12 protein-coding genes and 9 other annotated features are annotated in these 17,048 nt (G+C 53.4%); of the genes, 8 read left to right on the top strand and 4 right to left on the bottom strand.

The window, feature by feature from the left end:
• The first annotated feature begins 337 nt into the window (after positions 1-337).
• Positions 338-343, top strand: a ribosome-binding site (putative RBS for shdA; RegulonDB:STMS1H002620).
• The gene (gene shdA, locus STM2513) for a C-terminal region of AIDA-like protein (RefSeq protein NP_461448.1) occupies positions 338-6,464 on the top strand. Within the gene, positions 345-6,464 belong to an annotated coding region; the region does not span the whole gene. (Overlaps the previous feature by 6 nt.)
• A gap of 161 nt (positions 6,465-6,625) precedes the next feature.
• On the opposite strand, the gene xseA is transcribed toward shdA, so the two are convergent.
• Positions 6,626-7,975, bottom strand: coding sequence for an exonuclease VII, large subunit (gene xseA, locus STM2512; protein NP_461447.1), 1,350 nt, complete (start codon positions 7,973-7,975; stop codon positions 6,626-6,628).
• Positions 7,872-7,879, top strand: a protein binding site (putative binding site for PurR, RegulonDB: STMS1H000354). It overlaps the preceding gene by 8 nt.
• A gap of 74 nt (positions 7,976-8,049) precedes the next feature.
• Positions 8,050-8,058 (top strand) — a -35 signal (putative -35_signal for guaB; RegulonDB:STMLTH004552).
• Here xseA and guaB point away from each other — a divergent pair.
• The 3 genes from guaB to STM2509 all read left to right on the top strand — a co-directional run bounded on the left by guaB (position 8,050) and on the right by STM2509 (position 11,762).
• Positions 8,050-9,602 (top strand): IMP dehydrogenase gene (gene guaB / locus STM2511; protein NP_461446.1). Within the gene, positions 8,136-9,602 belong to an annotated coding region; the region does not span the whole gene. Its footprint overlaps the feature before it by 9 nt.
• Positions 8,069-8,077: a -10 signal (putative -10_signal for guaB; RegulonDB:STMLTH004552), on the top strand. (Overlaps the previous gene by 9 nt.)
• Positions 8,119-8,124 (top strand) — a ribosome-binding site (putative RBS for guaB; RegulonDB:STMS1H002619).
• Positions 9,603-9,656: 54 nt before the next feature.
• Positions 9,657-9,662: a ribosome-binding site (putative RBS for guaA; RegulonDB:STMS1H002618), on the top strand.
• Positions 9,657-11,249, top strand: a protein-coding gene (gene guaA, locus STM2510) for a GMP synthetase (RefSeq protein ID NP_461445.1). Within the gene, positions 9,672-11,249 belong to an annotated coding region; the region does not span the whole gene. It overlaps the preceding feature by 6 nt.
• 151 nt (positions 11,250-11,400) lie before the next feature.
• Positions 11,401-11,406, top strand: a ribosome-binding site (putative RBS for STM2509; RegulonDB:STMS1H002617).
• Positions 11,401-11,762, top strand: a protein-coding gene (locus STM2509; RefSeq protein ID NP_461444.1) for a putative IS3-like transposase. Within the gene, positions 11,406-11,762 belong to an annotated coding region; the region does not span the whole gene. (Overlaps the previous feature by 6 nt.)
• A gap of 19 nt (positions 11,763-11,781) precedes the next feature.
• Here the strand turns inward: STM2509 and STM2508 are convergent.
• Complete coding sequence (locus tag STM2508; RefSeq protein NP_461443.1) at positions 11,782-12,111, bottom strand: putative cytoplasmic protein; 330 nt, start codon at positions 12,109-12,111, stop codon at positions 11,782-11,784.
• A gap of 225 nt (positions 12,112-12,336) precedes the next feature.
• Between STM2508 and STM2507 the strand changes: the two genes are divergently transcribed.
• Positions 12,337-12,573 carry a putative inner membrane protein gene (locus tag STM2507; protein ID NP_448901.1) on the top strand — a complete coding sequence of 79 codons (237 nt, stop codon included), beginning with the start codon at positions 12,337-12,339 and terminating at the stop codon, positions 12,571-12,573.
• A 78-nt stretch (positions 12,574-12,651) separates the two neighbouring features.
• Here STM2507 and STM2506 read toward each other — a convergent pair.
• The gene (locus STM2506) for a putative inner membrane protein (RefSeq protein ID NP_461441.1) occupies positions 12,652-12,855 on the bottom strand. Within the gene, positions 12,652-12,843 belong to an annotated coding region; the region does not span the whole gene.
• Positions 12,686-12,691 (top strand) — a ribosome-binding site (putative RBS for STM2505; RegulonDB:STMS1H002615). It overlaps the preceding gene by 6 nt.
• Between STM2506 and STM2505 the strand changes: the two genes are divergently transcribed.
• From STM2505 to STM2503, 3 genes are all read left to right on the top strand, one after another.
• The gene (locus STM2505) for a putative inner membrane protein (protein ID NP_461440.1) occupies positions 12,686-12,951 on the top strand. Within the gene, positions 12,691-12,951 belong to an annotated coding region; the region does not span the whole gene. The two genes, STM2506 and STM2505, sit on opposite strands and share 170 nt — an antisense overlap.
• Positions 12,850-12,855, bottom strand: a ribosome-binding site (putative RBS for STM2506; RegulonDB:STMS1H002616). Its footprint overlaps the gene before it by 6 nt.
• A gap of 70 nt (positions 12,952-13,021) precedes the next feature.
• Positions 13,022-13,159, top strand: coding sequence for a putative cytoplasmic protein (locus STM2504; protein ID NP_448898.1), 138 nt, complete (start codon positions 13,022-13,024; stop codon positions 13,157-13,159).
• Positions 13,160-13,255: 96 nt separating this feature from the next.
• Positions 13,256-15,469, top strand: coding sequence for a putative diguanylate cyclase (locus tag STM2503; RefSeq protein ID NP_461438.1), 2,214 nt, complete (start codon positions 13,256-13,258; stop codon positions 15,467-15,469).
• Positions 15,470-15,504: 35 nt separating this feature from the next.
• On the opposite strand, the gene ppx is transcribed toward STM2503, so the two are convergent.
• The gene (gene ppx, locus STM2502; protein ID NP_461437.1) at positions 15,505-17,046 is read right to left on the bottom strand and encodes an exopolyphosphatase; all 1,542 of its coding nucleotides are present in this window, start codon (positions 17,044-17,046) and stop codon (positions 15,505-15,507) included.
• Positions 17,047-17,048: the final 2 nt, after the last annotated feature.

Genomic DNA, 17,048 nt, shown 5'->3' with positions numbered 1-17,048 from the left:
TCACGCATTTATTTATTTCAATATATGAAGTTATTAAATGTTATTCACGATATAAATATTTATTAAATGGATGAATGTATTTATATCAATTATAAATCAACCAGAAATTGACCTGGCATTGAAATAAGCCTTGAAATTAGTTAATAATTTGGCTTGGATAATATATTGTTTCAGGTGATTGCAACCATTCATAGAGCTGTATTTTTGTTATTTATTATTTAACTCATTGATAATGTAGCATTTAAAGGCTATTTGCAGCCCAATCAAAATCCAGTTTGCTTCGTGAACGTTATTAAAGGGAAATTTAAAAATTGAACAGGACTTACAGTATTGTCTGGAGCGCCGTGCGAAATATGTATGTCGTGGCTTCAGAACTGGCGCGAGGCCACAGCAAAGTTAAAGCGCAAGTATGCGCGAGTGAAACCCATTCTCCAAACCAAAAGTCCGAATATGGACAAATAATAAAAGCAACGCGCGCGGCGCTGGCTTGCGCCGTGGCTGCGGCGCTCGGATTTTTCAGCCCGCTGGCTATGGCCGATAATCAGGTATCATATGCTGATGCGCAGCCCCACGTTCTGGATGCGTCAACGCCGCCGATAAGCTATTCGGGCACCGATGAAGGCGCGGCGCTATATGTCTCGGGTGTCGCCACCGTCGGCTGGCAGCCCACCACGGTCACAGGGACGGGGCTCGTCATTGAAACAAGCGGAGGCGGGGCTGATGATCCGGATGGCGGTAAGTATGTTTCCAACGCCATTTCGCTGGATCATTACGCTATCCTTGAGCTTACCGACGCGAAGATAACCACTACGGGTATTTATACCCAGGGTATTTCCGCAGCGGATGGCAGCACACTGAGGTTAACAGACAGTACGCTAACGATTGACGGCAATTTCGGCGTAATGACGTTGTATACGGGTTCAGAAGCAACGCTGGACGGTACCATCGTTGAGGCAGCTAACAGCAGCAGCGCGCAGGTGCAACAAGGCAGTACGCTGAACGTGCTGGACGGTAGCACAATCACCCTGGCGCAAGGCCAGATAAACGTTGTTGCCGGAAACACCGCGACAGACGAGGGTTCCACCCTGAACCTGTCTGATAGCTCGGTCAGCTCTGCAGGTACGATGAGCACCATCCAGGGTACCAATAAGGCCGCTCTTAATCTCACCAACGCGACCATAACACATACCAATGCCAGCGGCGCGGCGGTACAGGCCAATAACGCCACTACCCTGGATATTACAGGCGGCAACATTACCTCTGCCGGTACGGGCGTGTATATTCTGGCGTCGGACGCCAGGATCGACGGCGCCACCATCAACGCCGACGGCGACGGTATCTTTATAACCAGCAAAAGAAAACTCGACGGGTATGAGGATCTCAACGCGCTGACGGTCAGCGACGCAAACGTCACCTCAAAAACTGTCGCACTGAACATTGATGGCAGCACGACCATTAACGACCCCATTGAGCTCACCAACAGCACCTTTACGGCGCCGACCGCGATCAAATTAGGCAGCAAAGCGACTATTCAGGCCGAAAAAACGATGCTGACCGGCAACATTGTCCAGACTGACGCGTCATCGTCATCGCTCTCTTTAAGCCAGGGGTCCACGTTAACCGGTAGTGTAGATGCGATGTTTACTACGCTGTCGCTCGACGACACCAGCCAGTGGAACATGACCGACCCGTCAACCGTCGGCAATCTGACCAACGACGGCGATATTACGCTGGGCAACGCGAGCGGTTCGACAGGTACGCTGCTGACGGTGGACAATACCCTGACCTTGCAGGACGGCAGCCAGATAAACGCGACGCTGGATACCGCCAACAGCGCGCCAATTATCAAAGCCGCCAACGTCACGCTGGACGGGACGCTGAACCTTAGCTCAACGGCCACCTTTGTCGCGCCCGAAACCGACGAACACTTTGGATCGATCACGCTGATTGATTCGCAAACTGCAATCACTACCGATTTTGACAGCGTAACACTGGATGCTGACACCTCCGCTATGCCGGATTATCTGACGATCAACGCGGGCGTTGATGCGAATGATAATACCAACTACGAGTTGTCTACGGGCTTGAGTTGGTACGCGGGCGCAAATTCTGCGCGCGCTGCGCATGGCACTTTTACCGTTGATGCAGGCAGTACCTTTACCGTCACCAGCGAACTGGACGAAACCACGGCGACCTCCAACTGGAACGGCAGCAAGCTAACCAAACAAGGCGACGGCACGCTGATCCTCAGCAACACCGGCAACGACTACGGCGATACTGAAATTGACGGCGGCATTCTGGCCGCCAAAGACGCCGCCGCGCTCGGCACTGGCGATGTGACGATTGCAGAAAGCGCAACGCTTGCGCTGAGCCAGGGCACGCTGGATAACAACGTGACCGGCGAGGGCCAAATTGTCAAAAGCGGTAGCGATGAGCTGATCGTGACCGGCGATAACAACTACAGCGGCGGCACCACTATTTCCGGCGGTACGCTGACGGCTGACCATGCGGATTCGCTGGGCAGCGGCGATATCGACAACAGCGGCGTGCTTAAGGTGGGCGAAGGCGAGCTGGAAAACATCCTTTCCGGCAGCGGCTCGCTGGTGAAAACCGGCACAGGCGAGCTGACGCTAAGCGGCGACAACACTTACTCCGGCGGCACCACCATTACCGGCGGTACGCTGACGGCTGACCATGCGGATTCGCTGGGCAGCGGCGATATCGATAACAGCGGCGTGCTTAAGGTGGGCGAAGGCGATCTGGAAAATACGCTTTCCGGCAGCGGTTCGCTGGTGAAAACCGGTACCGGCGAGCTGACGTTAAGCGGCGGCAACGATTACTCCGGCGGCACCACCATTATCGGCGGTACGCTGACGGCTGACCATGCGGATTCGCTGGGTACCGGAGCTGTTGCCAACAGCGGCGTGCTTCAGGTCGGCGAGGGCGAGCTGGAAAATACGCTTTCCGGCAGCGGTTCGCTGGTCAAAACCGGTACGGGCGAACTGACGTTAAGCGGCGATAACAGTTACTCCGGCGGCACCACCATTATCGGCGGTACGCTGACGGCTGACCATGCGGATTCGCTGGGTACCGGAGCTGTTGCCAACAGCGGTGTGCTTCAGGTCGGCGAGGGCGAGCTGGAAAATACGCTTTCCGGCAGCGGTTCGCTGGTCAAAACCGGTACGGGCGAACTGACGTTAAGCGGCGATAACAGTTACTCCGGCGGCACCACCATTATCGGCGGTACGCTGACGGCTGACCATGCGGATTCGCTGGGTACCGGAGCTGTTGCCAACAGCGGTGTGCTTCAGGTCGGTGAGGGCGAGCTGGAAAATACGCTTTCCGGCAGCGGTTCGCTGGTCAAAACCGGTACCGGCGAGCTGACGTTAGGCGGCGACAACAGCTATTCCGGCGCCACCACTATCACTGACGGCACGCTGATTGCCGCCAACGTCAACGCGCTGGGCAGCGGCAATATCGACAACAGCGGTACGCTGATACTGGATGCCAACGGCGCATTTGAGCTTGCGAACGTCACCACCCATAGCGGCGCCACTACCGCGCTGGCAGCGGGCAGCACCCTTGACGCGGGCCAGTTCACCCAGGAAGACGGCAGTACGCTAAGTATTGACCTCGGCGCGGCCACCGACGACGCCGTGATTACCGCCGACAGCGTCGCGCTGGGCGGCACGCTGAATGTTACCGGCATTGGCAGCGTTACAGACAGCTGGACGCCTGAGGCATACACCTACACGCTGATTGGCAGCGACAGCGCCATTACGACCGATTTCGACGATCTGACCGTCGCGGGAATGAATAGAGAAGATGTTGACTTCCTGACTATCGACGGAAAAGTCGATGAAGCAGACAACACCCACTATGATCTGACGGCCTCCCTCTCCTGGTATGCGGACAGAGACAACGCCACTACCGACGCCCACGGCACCTTTACCCTGAGCGACCCTGACGGCAGCTTTAACGTTGCGGCTACACTGACAGACGTTGACGATACGCTGGATCCGGGTAGCAGATGGGACGGTAAATCGCTGACCAAAGAAGGCGCAGGCACGCTGATCCTCTCTGGCGACAACGACTACAGCGGCGGCACCACCATCAATGAAGGTACGCTGGTCGCCGCCAGTACGACGGCGCTGGGCACCGGTCTGGTAGACAATAATGCCACGCTGGTGCTGGACGCAGACGGTGAAGTCAGCGCGGTGGGCGGCATCACCACTCATAGCGGCGCGACGACCCAACTGGCGCTCGGCACCTCGTTGGATCTCGGCGACAGCGCGTTAATTCAGCAAGATGGCAGTACGCTGAACGTTGAGCTGAATAGTGACTCAGTGCAACCGCTGATTACCGGCAGCAGCGCCACGCTTGGCGGCGATTTGGTCGTCAGCGACGCCAGCCTGCAAGCGCGCGCCTCCGACGCGGAGTTCCAGTCCTTTAAACTGATGGATATGACCAGCGATATCAGCGGCGACTTTACCAGCCTGACGATGAACCTCACTGACAAGCCGGACTATCTGACCGTAACCGGGACAATCAATCCTGAAGATGCGTCAGAATATCTGCTTACCGAAGGGCTGAGCTGGAATGCGACCGCCACGTCAGCGACGCCAGCACACGGCACGTTTACCCTGGGCGCAGGCGACAGTTTTGAAGTCACCAGCGTACTGGGCGATAAAACCGGCAACGGCGACTGGGACGGTAAATCGCTGACCAAACTGGGCGCGGGTAAACTGACGCTGAGCGGCGCGAACACCTATAGCGGCGATACCAACGTACAGGAAGGCACGCTATGGCTGTCCGGAGACGGCTCGATTGGCGAGATGGGCAGCCAGCAGGCGGTGAACGTCGCCTCCGGGGCGACCTTCGGCGGCAGCAATGGTACGACCGTTAACGGTAAGGTGACCAACGAAGGGACGCTGGTCTTCGGCAACAGCGAGGAAACAGGCGCTATCTTCACCCTCAATGGCGATCTGATCAACATGGGGACAATGACCAGTGGTAGCAGCTCCAGCACGCCTGGCAATACGCTTTATGTCGATGGCAATTACACCGGCAACGGCGGCTCGCTTTACCTGAATACCGTCCTGGGCGACGATGATTCGGCAACCGATAAGTTGGTCATTACCGGCGATGCTTCCGGCACCACCGATCTGTACATCAACGGCATCGGCGATGGAGCACAGACCACTAACGGTATCGAAGTGGTGGATGTTGGCGGCGTATCGACCAGCGATGCGTTTGAGCTAAAAAATGAGGTTAACGCCGGTCTGTATACCTACCGTCTGTACTGGAATGAAAGTGACAACGACTGGTATCTGGCGTCAAAAGCACAGTCTGATGATGACGACAGCGGCGGTGATGACACGCCTTCGGATGGCGGTGACGATGGCGGTAATGTCACGCCTCCGGACGACGGCGGCGATGGCGGTAATGTCACGCCTCCGGACGACGGCGGCGACGGCGGCGATGTCACGCCTCCGGACCACGGCGGCGATGTCGCACCGCAGTACCGTGCGGATATCGGCGCGTACATGGGCAACCAGTGGATGGCGCGCAACCTGCAAATGCAGACCCTCTATGACCGCGAGGGCAGCCAGTATCGTAATGCCGATGGCAGCGTATGGGCGCGCTTCAAAGCGGGTAAAGCGGAATCCGAGGCTGTCAGCGGCAATATCGATATGGACAGCAACTACTCCCAGTTCCAGTTAGGCGGCGACATTCTGGCCTGGGGTAACGGCCAGCAGAGCGTTACCGTTGGCGTCATGGCGAGCTACATCAACGCCGATACCGACAGCACCGGTAACCGTGGCGCAGACGGTAGCCAGTTCACCAGTAGCGGCAACGTAGACGGCTACAACCTTGGCGTCTATGCCACCTGGTTTGCCGATGCCCAAACGCATAGCGGCGCGTATGTCGACAGCTGGTACCAATATGGTTTCTACAACAACAGCGTAGAGAGCGGTGATGCGGGATCTGAATCTTATGATTCAACCGCTAACGCCGTCTCGCTGGAAACTGGTTATCGCTACGATATTGCGCTTAGCAACGGTAATACTGTCAGTCTGACGCCGCAGGCGCAGGTTGTCTGGCAGAATTACTCAGCGGATAGCGTGAAGGATAACTACGGCACCCGGATTGATGGTCAGGATGGCGACAGTTGGACAACGCGTCTGGGTCTGCGTGTTGACGGCAAGCTGTACAAAGGCAGCCGTACGGTTATCCAGCCGTTTGCTGAAGCTAACTGGCTGCACACCAGCGATGATGTGTCGGTATCGTTTGATGATGCTACGGTGAAACAGGATCTTCCGGCTAACCGTGCGGAGCTGAAAGTGGGTCTGCAGGCAGATATCGATAAGCAGTGGAGCGTTCGCGCTCAGGTTGCCGGGCAGACTGGCAGCAATGACTTTGGCGATCTGAACGGTAGCCTCAATCTGCGCTATAACTGGTAAGTTAGACAAAACCGGGCGGGTGTTCCCTGCCCGGTTTTGAGGCGAATGACAAACCGGTTGATCGTCAGATTATGGCTACACCTTATCCGACGTGGCGCGTAGGTTGGCTGAGGCGAAGTCGAAACCCAACATCGCGCTGCAAAGGGTGGGGGAGTGTTGGATTACGTGCCCGGCGTGACGGATTTGACTTCACTTTCAAGCCAGCCGTCCTCCAGTCTCGTGGTCATGATATCGCCTGCTTTGACCTGTTTGATCTTTTTCAGCACCTTGCCGTCCGTTGTCGTCGAAACCGTATAGCCGCGCGCCAGCGTGGCTAACGGGCTGACCGCTTCCAGATGCGTGACCGCGTTGCCAAAACGCTCGCGCTGTTCGCTTAACCGTGAGCGGATATTCTCCGTCAGACGATATTCAAGCTGTTGGATGCGCGACTGCGCGCGGTGAATGCGCGGCTGCGGATTTTGCTGGCTCAGGCGTTGACTTACGCACTGTTGGCGTTGATTGGCCTGCTTAATCCTGGCCTCAAGCGCAAATCCCATCCGTTGGCGTAGACGTTCCAGCGCGGTTTGCTGACGGGCCAGACGCAGTTGCGGATGTTGCTGTTGCAGACGGTGAAAAATCTGCGTGAAACGGCGGCTGCGATTGGCGAGGTAGTAGTCCATCGCCATGCCCAGACGCTGCTGGGCGGACTGGATCTGACGCAACAACTCCTGCTGGTTACGGCTGACAATTTCTGCCGCTGCTGATGGCGTAGGCGCGCGCAGGTCGGCGACAAAATCAGCTATCGTGACGTCCGTTTCGTGACCGACGGCGCTGACCACCGGAATGCGGCTGGCAAAAATCGCCCGCGCCACGCGTTCGTCGTTAAAACTCCACAAATCTTCCAGCGAACCGCCGCCGCGCCCGACGATCAGTACATCACATTCGCCGCGCGCGTTCGCCAGTTCGATAGCACGAACGATCTGCCCCGGCGCGTCGTCGCCCTGGACTGCGGTTGGATAGATAATAACGGGCAGGGATGGGTCACGACGCTTTAGCACGTGGAGAATATCGTGCAGCGCCGCGCCGGTTTTCGAAGTGATCACCCCAACGCAGTGGGCCGGGGAGGGCAACGGCTGTTTATGCTGCTGATCGAACAAGCCTTCGGCCTGCAGTTTGGCTTTTAGCTGCTCATATTTCTGCTGCAACAAGCCTTCGCCCGCGGGCTGCATACTTTCGGCGATGATTTGATAATCGCCGCGCGGCTCGTACAGCGTAATGTTGGCGCGTACCAGCACCTGCTGCCCGTGCTGCGGGCGGAACGTCACCCGGCGATTGCTGTTACGGAACATCGCACAGCGCACCTGAGCGGTATCGTCTTTGAGCGTAAAGTACCAGTGGCCCGACGCAGGCTGCGTGAAATTAGAAATCTCGCCGCTGATCCATACCTGTCCCATCTCCTGTTCTAACAGCAGACGAACCGTCTGGTTAAGGCGGCTTACGGTAAAAATTGAGGAAGTTTGAGAGGATAACATGTGAGCGGGATCAAATTCTAAATCAGCAGGTTATTCAATCGATAGTAACCTGCTCACGGGGGATCGCAAGCACTATTTGCAAAAAAATGTAGATGCAACCGATTACGTTCTGTATAATGCCGCGGCAATATTTATTAACCTCCCAGGTGAGATATTGCCCATGCTACGTATCGCTAAAGAAGCCCTGACGTTTGACGACGTCCTCCTTGTTCCCGCTCACTCCACCGTTTTGCCGAATACTGCCGATCTCAGCACGCAGTTGACGAAAACTATTCGTCTGAATATTCCTATGCTTTCTGCGGCGATGGACACCGTGACGGAAGCGCGCCTGGCAATTGCCCTGGCCCAGGAAGGCGGCATTGGTTTTATCCACAAAAACATGTCCATTGAGCGCCAGGCGGAAGAAGTTCGCCGCGTGAAGAAACACGAGTCCGGCGTAGTGACCGACCCGCAGACCGTCCTGCCAACCACCACGTTGCATGAAGTGAAAGCCCTGACCGAGCGTAACGGTTTTGCGGGCTATCCGGTGGTGACTGAAGATAACGAGCTGGTGGGTATCATCACCGGTCGTGACGTGCGTTTTGTGACTGACCTGAACCAGCCGGTTAGCGTTTACATGACGCCGAAAGAGCGTCTGGTGACCGTTCGTGAAGGCGAAGCCCGTGAAGTCGTGCTGGCAAAAATGCACGAAAAACGCGTAGAAAAAGCGCTGGTCGTTGATGATAACTTCCATCTGCTTGGCATGATTACCGTAAAAGATTTCCAGAAAGCGGAACGTAAACCAAACTCCTGCAAAGATGAGCAGGGCCGTTTACGTGTCGGCGCGGCGGTCGGCGCAGGCGCGGGCAACGAAGAGCGCGTTGACGCGCTGGTGGCGGCAGGCGTTGACGTACTGCTGATCGACTCCTCTCACGGTCATTCAGAAGGCGTGTTGCAACGTATCCGTGAAACCCGTGCTAAATATCCTGACCTGCAAATCATCGGCGGCAACGTCGCGACAGGCGCAGGCGCTCGCGCACTGGCGGAAGCCGGTTGCAGCGCGGTGAAAGTCGGTATTGGCCCGGGTTCCATCTGTACCACTCGTATCGTGACTGGCGTGGGCGTTCCGCAGATCACCGCTGTTTCTGACGCAGTTGAAGCGCTGGAAGGTACCGGTATTCCGGTTATCGCTGACGGCGGTATCCGTTTCTCCGGCGACATAGCCAAAGCGATTGCCGCAGGTGCAAGCGCGGTAATGGTGGGTTCCATGCTGGCGGGTACGGAAGAATCCCCGGGCGAAATCGAACTCTACCAGGGCCGTTCTTACAAATCTTACCGCGGCATGGGCTCGCTGGGTGCGATGTCCAAAGGTTCCTCCGACCGTTACTTCCAGAGCGACAACGCCGCTGACAAACTGGTGCCGGAAGGTATCGAAGGTCGCGTAGCCTATAAAGGTCGCCTGAAAGAGATCATTCACCAGCAGATGGGCGGCCTGCGCTCCTGTATGGGGCTGACCGGTTGTGCTACCATCGACGAACTGCGTACTAAAGCGGAGTTTGTGCGTATCAGCGGTGCGGGCATTCAGGAAAGCCACGTTCACGACGTGACCATCACCAAAGAGTCCCCGAACTACCGTCTGGGCTCCTGATTTTCTTCGCCCGACCTTCGTGTCGGGCGATTTATTTAATCTGTTTCACTTGCCTCGGAATAAGCGTCAATGACGGAAAACATTCATAAGCATCGCATCCTCATTCTGGACTTCGGTTCTCAGTACACTCAACTGGTTGCGCGCCGCGTGCGTGAGCTGGGTGTTTACTGTGAACTGTGGGCGTGGGATGTGACAGAAGCACAAATTCGTGACTTCAACCCAAGCGGCATTATTCTTTCCGGCGGCCCGGAAAGCACCACCGAAGAAAACAGCCCGCGCGCGCTGCAGTATGTCTTTGAAGCAGGCGTGCCGGTATTTGGCGTTTGCTATGGTATGCAGACCATGGCGATGCAGCTTGGCGGTCATGTAGAAGGTTCTAATGAGCGTGAATTTGGTTATGCGCAGGTCGAAGTGTTGACCGACAGCGCGCTGGTTCGCGGTATTGAAGATTCCCTGACCGCAGACGGCAAACCGCTGCTGGACGTGTGGATGAGCCACGGCGATAAAGTGACGGCGATTCCGTCCGACTTCGTGACCGTCGCCAGCACCGAGAGCTGCCCGTTCGCCATTATGGCCAACGAAGAAAAACGCTTCTACGGTGTACAGTTCCACCCGGAAGTGACTCACACCCGCCAGGGTATGCGCATGCTGGAGCGTTTTGTACGCGATATCTGCCAGTGTGAAGCGTTGTGGACGCCGGCGAAGATCATCGACGACGCCGTGGCGCGCATTCGCGAGCAGGTGGGCGACGACAAAGTGATCCTCGGCCTCTCTGGTGGCGTGGATTCTTCCGTCACCGCAATGCTGCTGCACCGCGCGATCGGTAAAAATCTGACCTGTGTATTCGTCGACAACGGCCTGCTGCGTCTCAACGAAGCCGAGCAGGTGATGGACATGTTTGGCGACCATTTTGGCCTGAATATCGTTCACGTACCGGCAGAAGAGCGCTTCCTGTCCGCGCTGGCTGGCGAGAACGATCCGGAAGCCAAGCGTAAGATCATCGGTCGTGTTTTTGTAGAAGTGTTCGACGAAGAAGCGCTCAAACTGGAAGACGTGAAGTGGCTGGCGCAAGGCACCATTTACCCTGACGTTATCGAATCTGCGGCGTCTGCAACCGGTAAAGCGCACGTCATCAAATCTCACCACAATGTCGGCGGCTTGCCGAAAGAGATGAAGATGGGGCTGGTTGAACCGCTGAAAGAGCTGTTCAAAGACGAAGTGCGTAAGATTGGTCTGGAGCTGGGCCTGCCGTATGACATGCTGTATCGCCATCCGTTCCCGGGGCCGGGCCTCGGCGTTCGTGTTCTGGGTGAAGTGAAGAAAGAGTACTGCGACCTGCTGCGCCGTGCTGACGCTATCTTCATTGAAGAGCTGCGCAAAGCGGATCTGTACGACAAAGTCAGTCAGGCGTTTACCGTCTTCCTGCCGGTTCGTTCCGTTGGCGTTATGGGCGATGGTCGTAAGTATGACTGGGTTGTCTCTCTGCGTGCCGTCGAAACCATCGACTTTATGACCGCACACTGGGCGCACCTGCCGTATGACTTCCTCGGTCGCGTTTCCAACCGCATCATCAATGAAGTCAACGGGATTTCCCGTGTGGTGTATGACATCAGCGGTAAACCGCCGGCTACCATTGAGTGGGAATAAGCCGATAATCCTTCCTGTGTTTTCATGAACAGGTAAAGGTGAATTTAACCCTCTGTTTTTACAGAGGGTTTTTATTTATGTGCATTCATGAATTTTCTATGTGGCGCACAGTTCCTGACGGCAAATTTGACGTAATTACGAACCCACGAAGGTTGGTTGTATCTTGCCGTGGTCGTTGATTTGTTCTCGTGCAAAGTTATCGGTTGGTCAATGCAACCACGAATGACAAAAGATATTGTTCTGAATGCGCTTCTGATGGCCGTGTGGCGACGTCATCCCCAAAAACAGGTGCTGGTTCAGTCTGATCAGGGTAGTCAGTACACCCGCTATGAATGGCTGAAATTGCACGGACTGGAGGGCAGTATGAGCCGTTGTGGCAACTGTCATGACAATGCGGTTGCAGAAAGCTTTTTCCAGCTACTGAAGCGTGAACGGATAAAGAAAAAGATCTACCAACGACTCAGAAGTGTCCAGGTTATCCGTGGCGATTCAGCCCAAATAAGGGGTATTTAAAATATAGTAACTTTATTCTTCAACTATATAACCAACGCCCAGCTTTAGCACTTTCAACGAGCATACCAACCGTTAGTGGCTTACGCGGATCAGGCTCTTTACTTCCAAAGTACTCTGGATTCAGATAGTTGAGTATGTCAAATCCTTCTGAATCTACATTCCAACGCTTGAAGTACTTTTGTAGAAGTTCTTCACTATCTTCAAAAACGAGTTTAAGATCATCCCTAATACTGGTATCAAGCGTGATGATTCGCTTTGGCCCACAGAGAAAGTACTTTTTAGTGTTATATTCCTGATCGATAAAATCGATAATTTCTTTCTCAATATCTCTCATTAGAAGTACGTCCACTTAATGCGATCTTTAGGAACCGCCACACGATTAAATGTATCTTTAATATTACGCTGGATATCATAAATCGTAGTGAATGTCATAACCCAACCGAGCCAGGGTACATTACGACCAACGAAACGACCTAAATTATTCGTTGAGCTTAGCTGTAATGAGTTGATAGTTTTGCCTGTCAACGTTGGTAATCTGATCCCAGGTGGCAGTTTATAGTTCAACCAATTACTGATGTACTTAGAAGCAATTAATGTTACTGGAGTTGTCCCACGAGGTTTACCCCTCGTAGGTAGAACTGGTTGCCCTGAACTGCTGAAAATTGGCTGTGCCAGCTACCGGGAGTTTAACCACGCTGAAGGCTATCGGGTTTTGTATTCGGTCGAGGGAATCTTAGTAACCGCGCATGTGATCTTATCACCCAGGCAGGATATCCCGCGGTTGCTCTTTAAGCGTCTGATCATGGCCTGAACCCATTGAGTGGGATTGTCTTTTTGCGTTAACGCTAAAGCTTCTTTTTCTTGCGCGGGCTTTTTAACGGATAACAGCTTAACGTTGTCCCGGCGTGGTGACAGAAAGCGATGACTGTTGCGCTTCTTTTTTATCCTGATGGTGCTGCCAGGCGCCGATAGAAGAGTAGACGAAACGTCCAAAGAAGAAGAGAAAACTGATAAGCAGTACGATACGGGTCATGCGAGTGTTAAATCGATGTCGTTTTCGCATACTGTTGGCCTGACTCACAAAGGGTTCCTTAACGTTGGCCCAGCGATATGGGCGGGATCAGGCTGGGTTCTTCAAGGGTATTATCAAGGCGAAGAACGTAACAAGCCTGCGTTCACTCTACATTAAGGCATACTGCGAACCGATGGTCAATTCCTCTTAATGTAAAATTGCGTCAGTTGATTTATCTTATATTGTTATGGAAGATAATTTTAGTATTTACATTAATAATAAATTAATGATAACAAAGAATAAAAAGGCGAATAAAGGCTGCAGGAGAAAGGTAATAATTGACTTAAATCAAATGTTACTTTTGTTTAATAATTACAATCGATGACTATCGTGTGATGTATATCTCATCATCAATTTAAAGTCAGGTGGGATGCCTGTCTGTTAACGCCCCTTTGGGATTGGGGGGTTCTGCTGAGCATCTATGAAACTAAATAAAACTTATATAAATATCAGAGATAAATGGTGGGGACTACCGCTCATTCTCCCTTCGATTTTACTGCCTGTTTTAAGTAGCGCAAATACTTATGCGCTTACCAGCACTGGAAATGTGGTTCTTTTTTACCTGCCGTTAGCTTTTATGCTTAGCCTGATGCTCTTTTTCGGCTGGGCAGCACTGCCGGGCATTGTGCTTGCTATCTTCTGGCGCAGATACCCGCAGACAGGGCTGTATGAAACCCTTTCCGTGACGATGCACTTTATCATTACTATCGTGCTAAGCTGGGGCGGCTATCGTGTCTTTTCCCCCCGGCGAAACAATGTTTCCCACGGCGACGCCCACCTGCTGTTTCAACGAATATTCTGGCAGGTATTTTGTTCAGCAACATTATTTCTGGTCATCTACCAGTTTGCCGCTTTTGTTGGCATGTACGAAAGCAAAGCCAGCCTGATGGGGGTAATGCCCTTTAATATCAACACGCTGATTAATTACCAGGCGTTACTGGTCGGTAACCTTGTCGGCGTGCCATTGTGCTATTTTATTATTCGTACTCTTCGCAATCCGCTGCACCTACGGGGGTATTATCAGCAATTAAAGCTACAGATTGATAGCAAGGCCACTAAAAAAGAGATCGTTATTTGGCTGGCCGTATTGACTACACTAATGTTTATACTGTGTATGCCATTGACTGATAATAGTTCAATATTTAGTACCAACTATACGCTTTCGTTATTATTGCCGGTCATGCTGTGGGGCGCGATGCGCTATGGCTATAAGTTTATTTCAATTATCTGGGCCGTCGTGCTAATTACGTCGATTCATTATTATCAGCGTTATATGCCCTGGTATTCAGGTTATGATACGCAATTAGCGATTACCTCTTCGAGCTATCTGGTTTTTTCTTTTATTGTTAATTATATGTCTGTACTGGCCACGCGTCAGCGCGTAGTGAGTGGTCGCGCACGGCGGCTGGCCTATCTTGACCCGGTTGTACATCTTCCCAATTTACGTGCGTTAAACCGCGCGCTCCAAAATGCGCCCTGGTCTACGATCTGTTTTTTACACGTGCCGGGCCTGGAGCTATTGGGTAAAAATTATGGCGTCATGCTACGCATCCAGTATAAGCAAAAGCTCTCTCACTGGATTACGCCGATGCTGGCCTCAAATGAGTGCGTCTACCAGATGTCAGGGCACGACCTGGTGCTGCGTCTTAATACAGAGGCGCATCAGCAGCGTATTGAAGCGCTGGATAAACATATTAAGCAGTTTCGGTTTATCTGGGATGGACTGCCGCTACAGCCGCCTGTCGGCGTGAGCTATTGCTGCGTGCGTTCTCCGGTTAGCCACCTTTATCTGCTGTTGGGCGAATTAAGCACCAGTTCCGATCTTTCGTTGACGACTAACGCGCCGGAGGATTTACAGCGGCGCGGCGCAATGCACCTGCAGCGCGATTTGAAGGGCAGAATTGCGATGATGAATCGCCTGCAACAGGCGTTGGAGCACGATCATTTTTTCCTGATGGCGCAGCCTATTTTCGGTGTTCGTGGGGACGTTTACCATGAAATCTTACTGCGACTCAGGGATGACAACGGCGACGTTATCAACCCGGACAATTTTTTACCCGTGGCGCATGAGTTTGGATTGTCTTCCGCTATCGATCTTTGGGTGATTGAAAACACGCTGCGGTTTATGGCGGCCAGCCGGGAATATATGCCCGCGCATCGTTTTGCCATTAATCTGTCGCCAACATCGGTATGCCGCGCTCGTTTCCCTGCAGAAGTTAAGCAGCTGCTTACGCAATATCAGGTTGAACCCTGGCAACTGGTTTTTGAGGTAACGGAAAGCAACTCTCTCACCAATGCTGAGCAGGCGCAGTTGACGCTGGGACAGCTACAGCAGTTTGGCTGTCAGATAGCGATTGATGATTTCGGTACTGGCTACGCCAGCTATGCGCGGCTGAAAAACGTCGACGCCGATATTCTTAAAATTGATGGCAGTTTTATTCGCAATATAGTGTCAAACAGTCTCGATTATCAGATTGTGGCTTCTATTTGTCATTTAGCGCGAATGAAAAATATGCAGGTCGTCGCGGAGTATGTCGAGAGCGAAGAAATACGAAGCGTAGTGCTCTCGTTGGGGATCGACTATCTTCAGGGATATTTAATTGGCGAGCCGCAGCTATTATCTGAGATTCAGTAAAGACAGACGCCGCGGCGCGGCGTCTGGCTCACAATTTACGCGGCGATCTCCGGCGAGCTTTCTTCCTCAATATTGAGACGCCAGCCAGTTACCGCTTCCCAGTACTGCTGTTCTTTTTCCAGATCAAGCAGTACCAGCGCATTCTGGCTGAACCAGTCATGCGGAAAACATAACGTCCAGTGGCTGTCATCGGTCGTTAGCCGCAGCGTCGGCGGCGTGGTGGTCGCCTGCCGCTGGTTGTTCAGTAATACGCCCAGCCGAAGTAGCTGAATTAACGGCAGATACTGTTTTTTCTTAAACAGCGTAAAGCGGGGCATATCATCCAGTTTTATGGCTTTACGATGGTAACGCACCAGCGTCGCCATCATCATTTGCTGCTCCTGATTAAAGCCGGGCAAATCGCTGTGTTGCAGAATATAAGCCGAATGGCGATGTAAACCGCTGTGATTAATATTCAGTCCAACCTCATGCAGCATTGCCGCCCAGCGAAGCAACGCTTCAAGCTGCGGATGCGCCAGTTTTGGCTGCTGGGCCTGCCACTGCTCGTACATCTGCATGGTGGTTTCCAGCACGCGTCTGGCCTGTTCTCTGTCAATGTTGTATTGATTGGCCAGACTTTTTGCGGTACGGCTGCGAACATCCTGATGGCGGAAGCGGCCTTCCATTTCATACAGTACGCCTTCGCGCAATGCGCCGTCGGAAAGGCGAAGCTCGCGGATAGCCAGAGCATCAAAAACGCCGCACAGAATCGCCAGGCCCGGCACAAAGACCGCTTTTCGTTCTTCAGACAGACCCGGCAGGCTGAGCGCATTAAAGGAGCGGTGCTTCAACACTTCTGACTTCAGTTTATCGAGGCGCTCCGGCGTAATGAAGCCATCTTTCTCACCCAGCGCCAGGAGAACTTCATGAGCGGCCTTAATCGTACCGGAAGCGCCCATCGCTACGTTCCAACCCTGAATACGATACTGCCAGGTTAAGGTTTCCAGTTTTTGCGCCGCCGCCATTCGGGCGCGCTGGAAGTTTTCTTTATTGATAACGCCGCCGGGAAAGTAGAGCTGCGCGAAGCTCACGCAGCCCATACGACGGCTTTCAACCAGCCTGGGTTCGAAGTTTTCGCCAATGACCAGCTCTGTTGACCCGCCGCCGATATCGATCACCAGCTTGCGGCCTTTTTCCGGCTGCGTATGTTCTACGCCCATAAAAATCAGGCGCGCTTCTTCGTTACCGGAAATAATCTCTATCGGGTAGGGAATAACCTTTTCCGCGCGTTTGAGAAAATCAGCGGCATTTTGCGCCTGACGTAACGTATGGGTGCCTACGATACAGACGCTGGAAGGGGAGAAACCTTGTAAGCGTTCAGCAAACAGCGACAGACAGCTAAGCCCCCGTTCCATGGCTTCTTCGCTGAGTTTGTTATCTGCGCCCAGCCCGTCCGCCAGATGGACGCGCTGTTTTAAGCGCCCGATAATCTGCATTGCGCCGTCAACCACGCGGGCAATGACCATATGAAAGCTGTTTGAGCCGAGATCGACCGCAGCGAACTCCTGCGGACGAGGGGATTTATCGTAAATTGGCATAG

Origin of the sequence: Salmonella enterica subsp. enterica serovar Typhimurium str. LT2 (assembly GCF_000006945.2) — a bacterium.
GTDB lineage: Bacteria > Pseudomonadota > Gammaproteobacteria > Enterobacterales > Enterobacteriaceae > Salmonella > Salmonella enterica.
The sequence above is the reverse complement of the archived record's forward strand: the minus strand, read 5'-3'. Positions and strand labels throughout refer to the sequence as shown.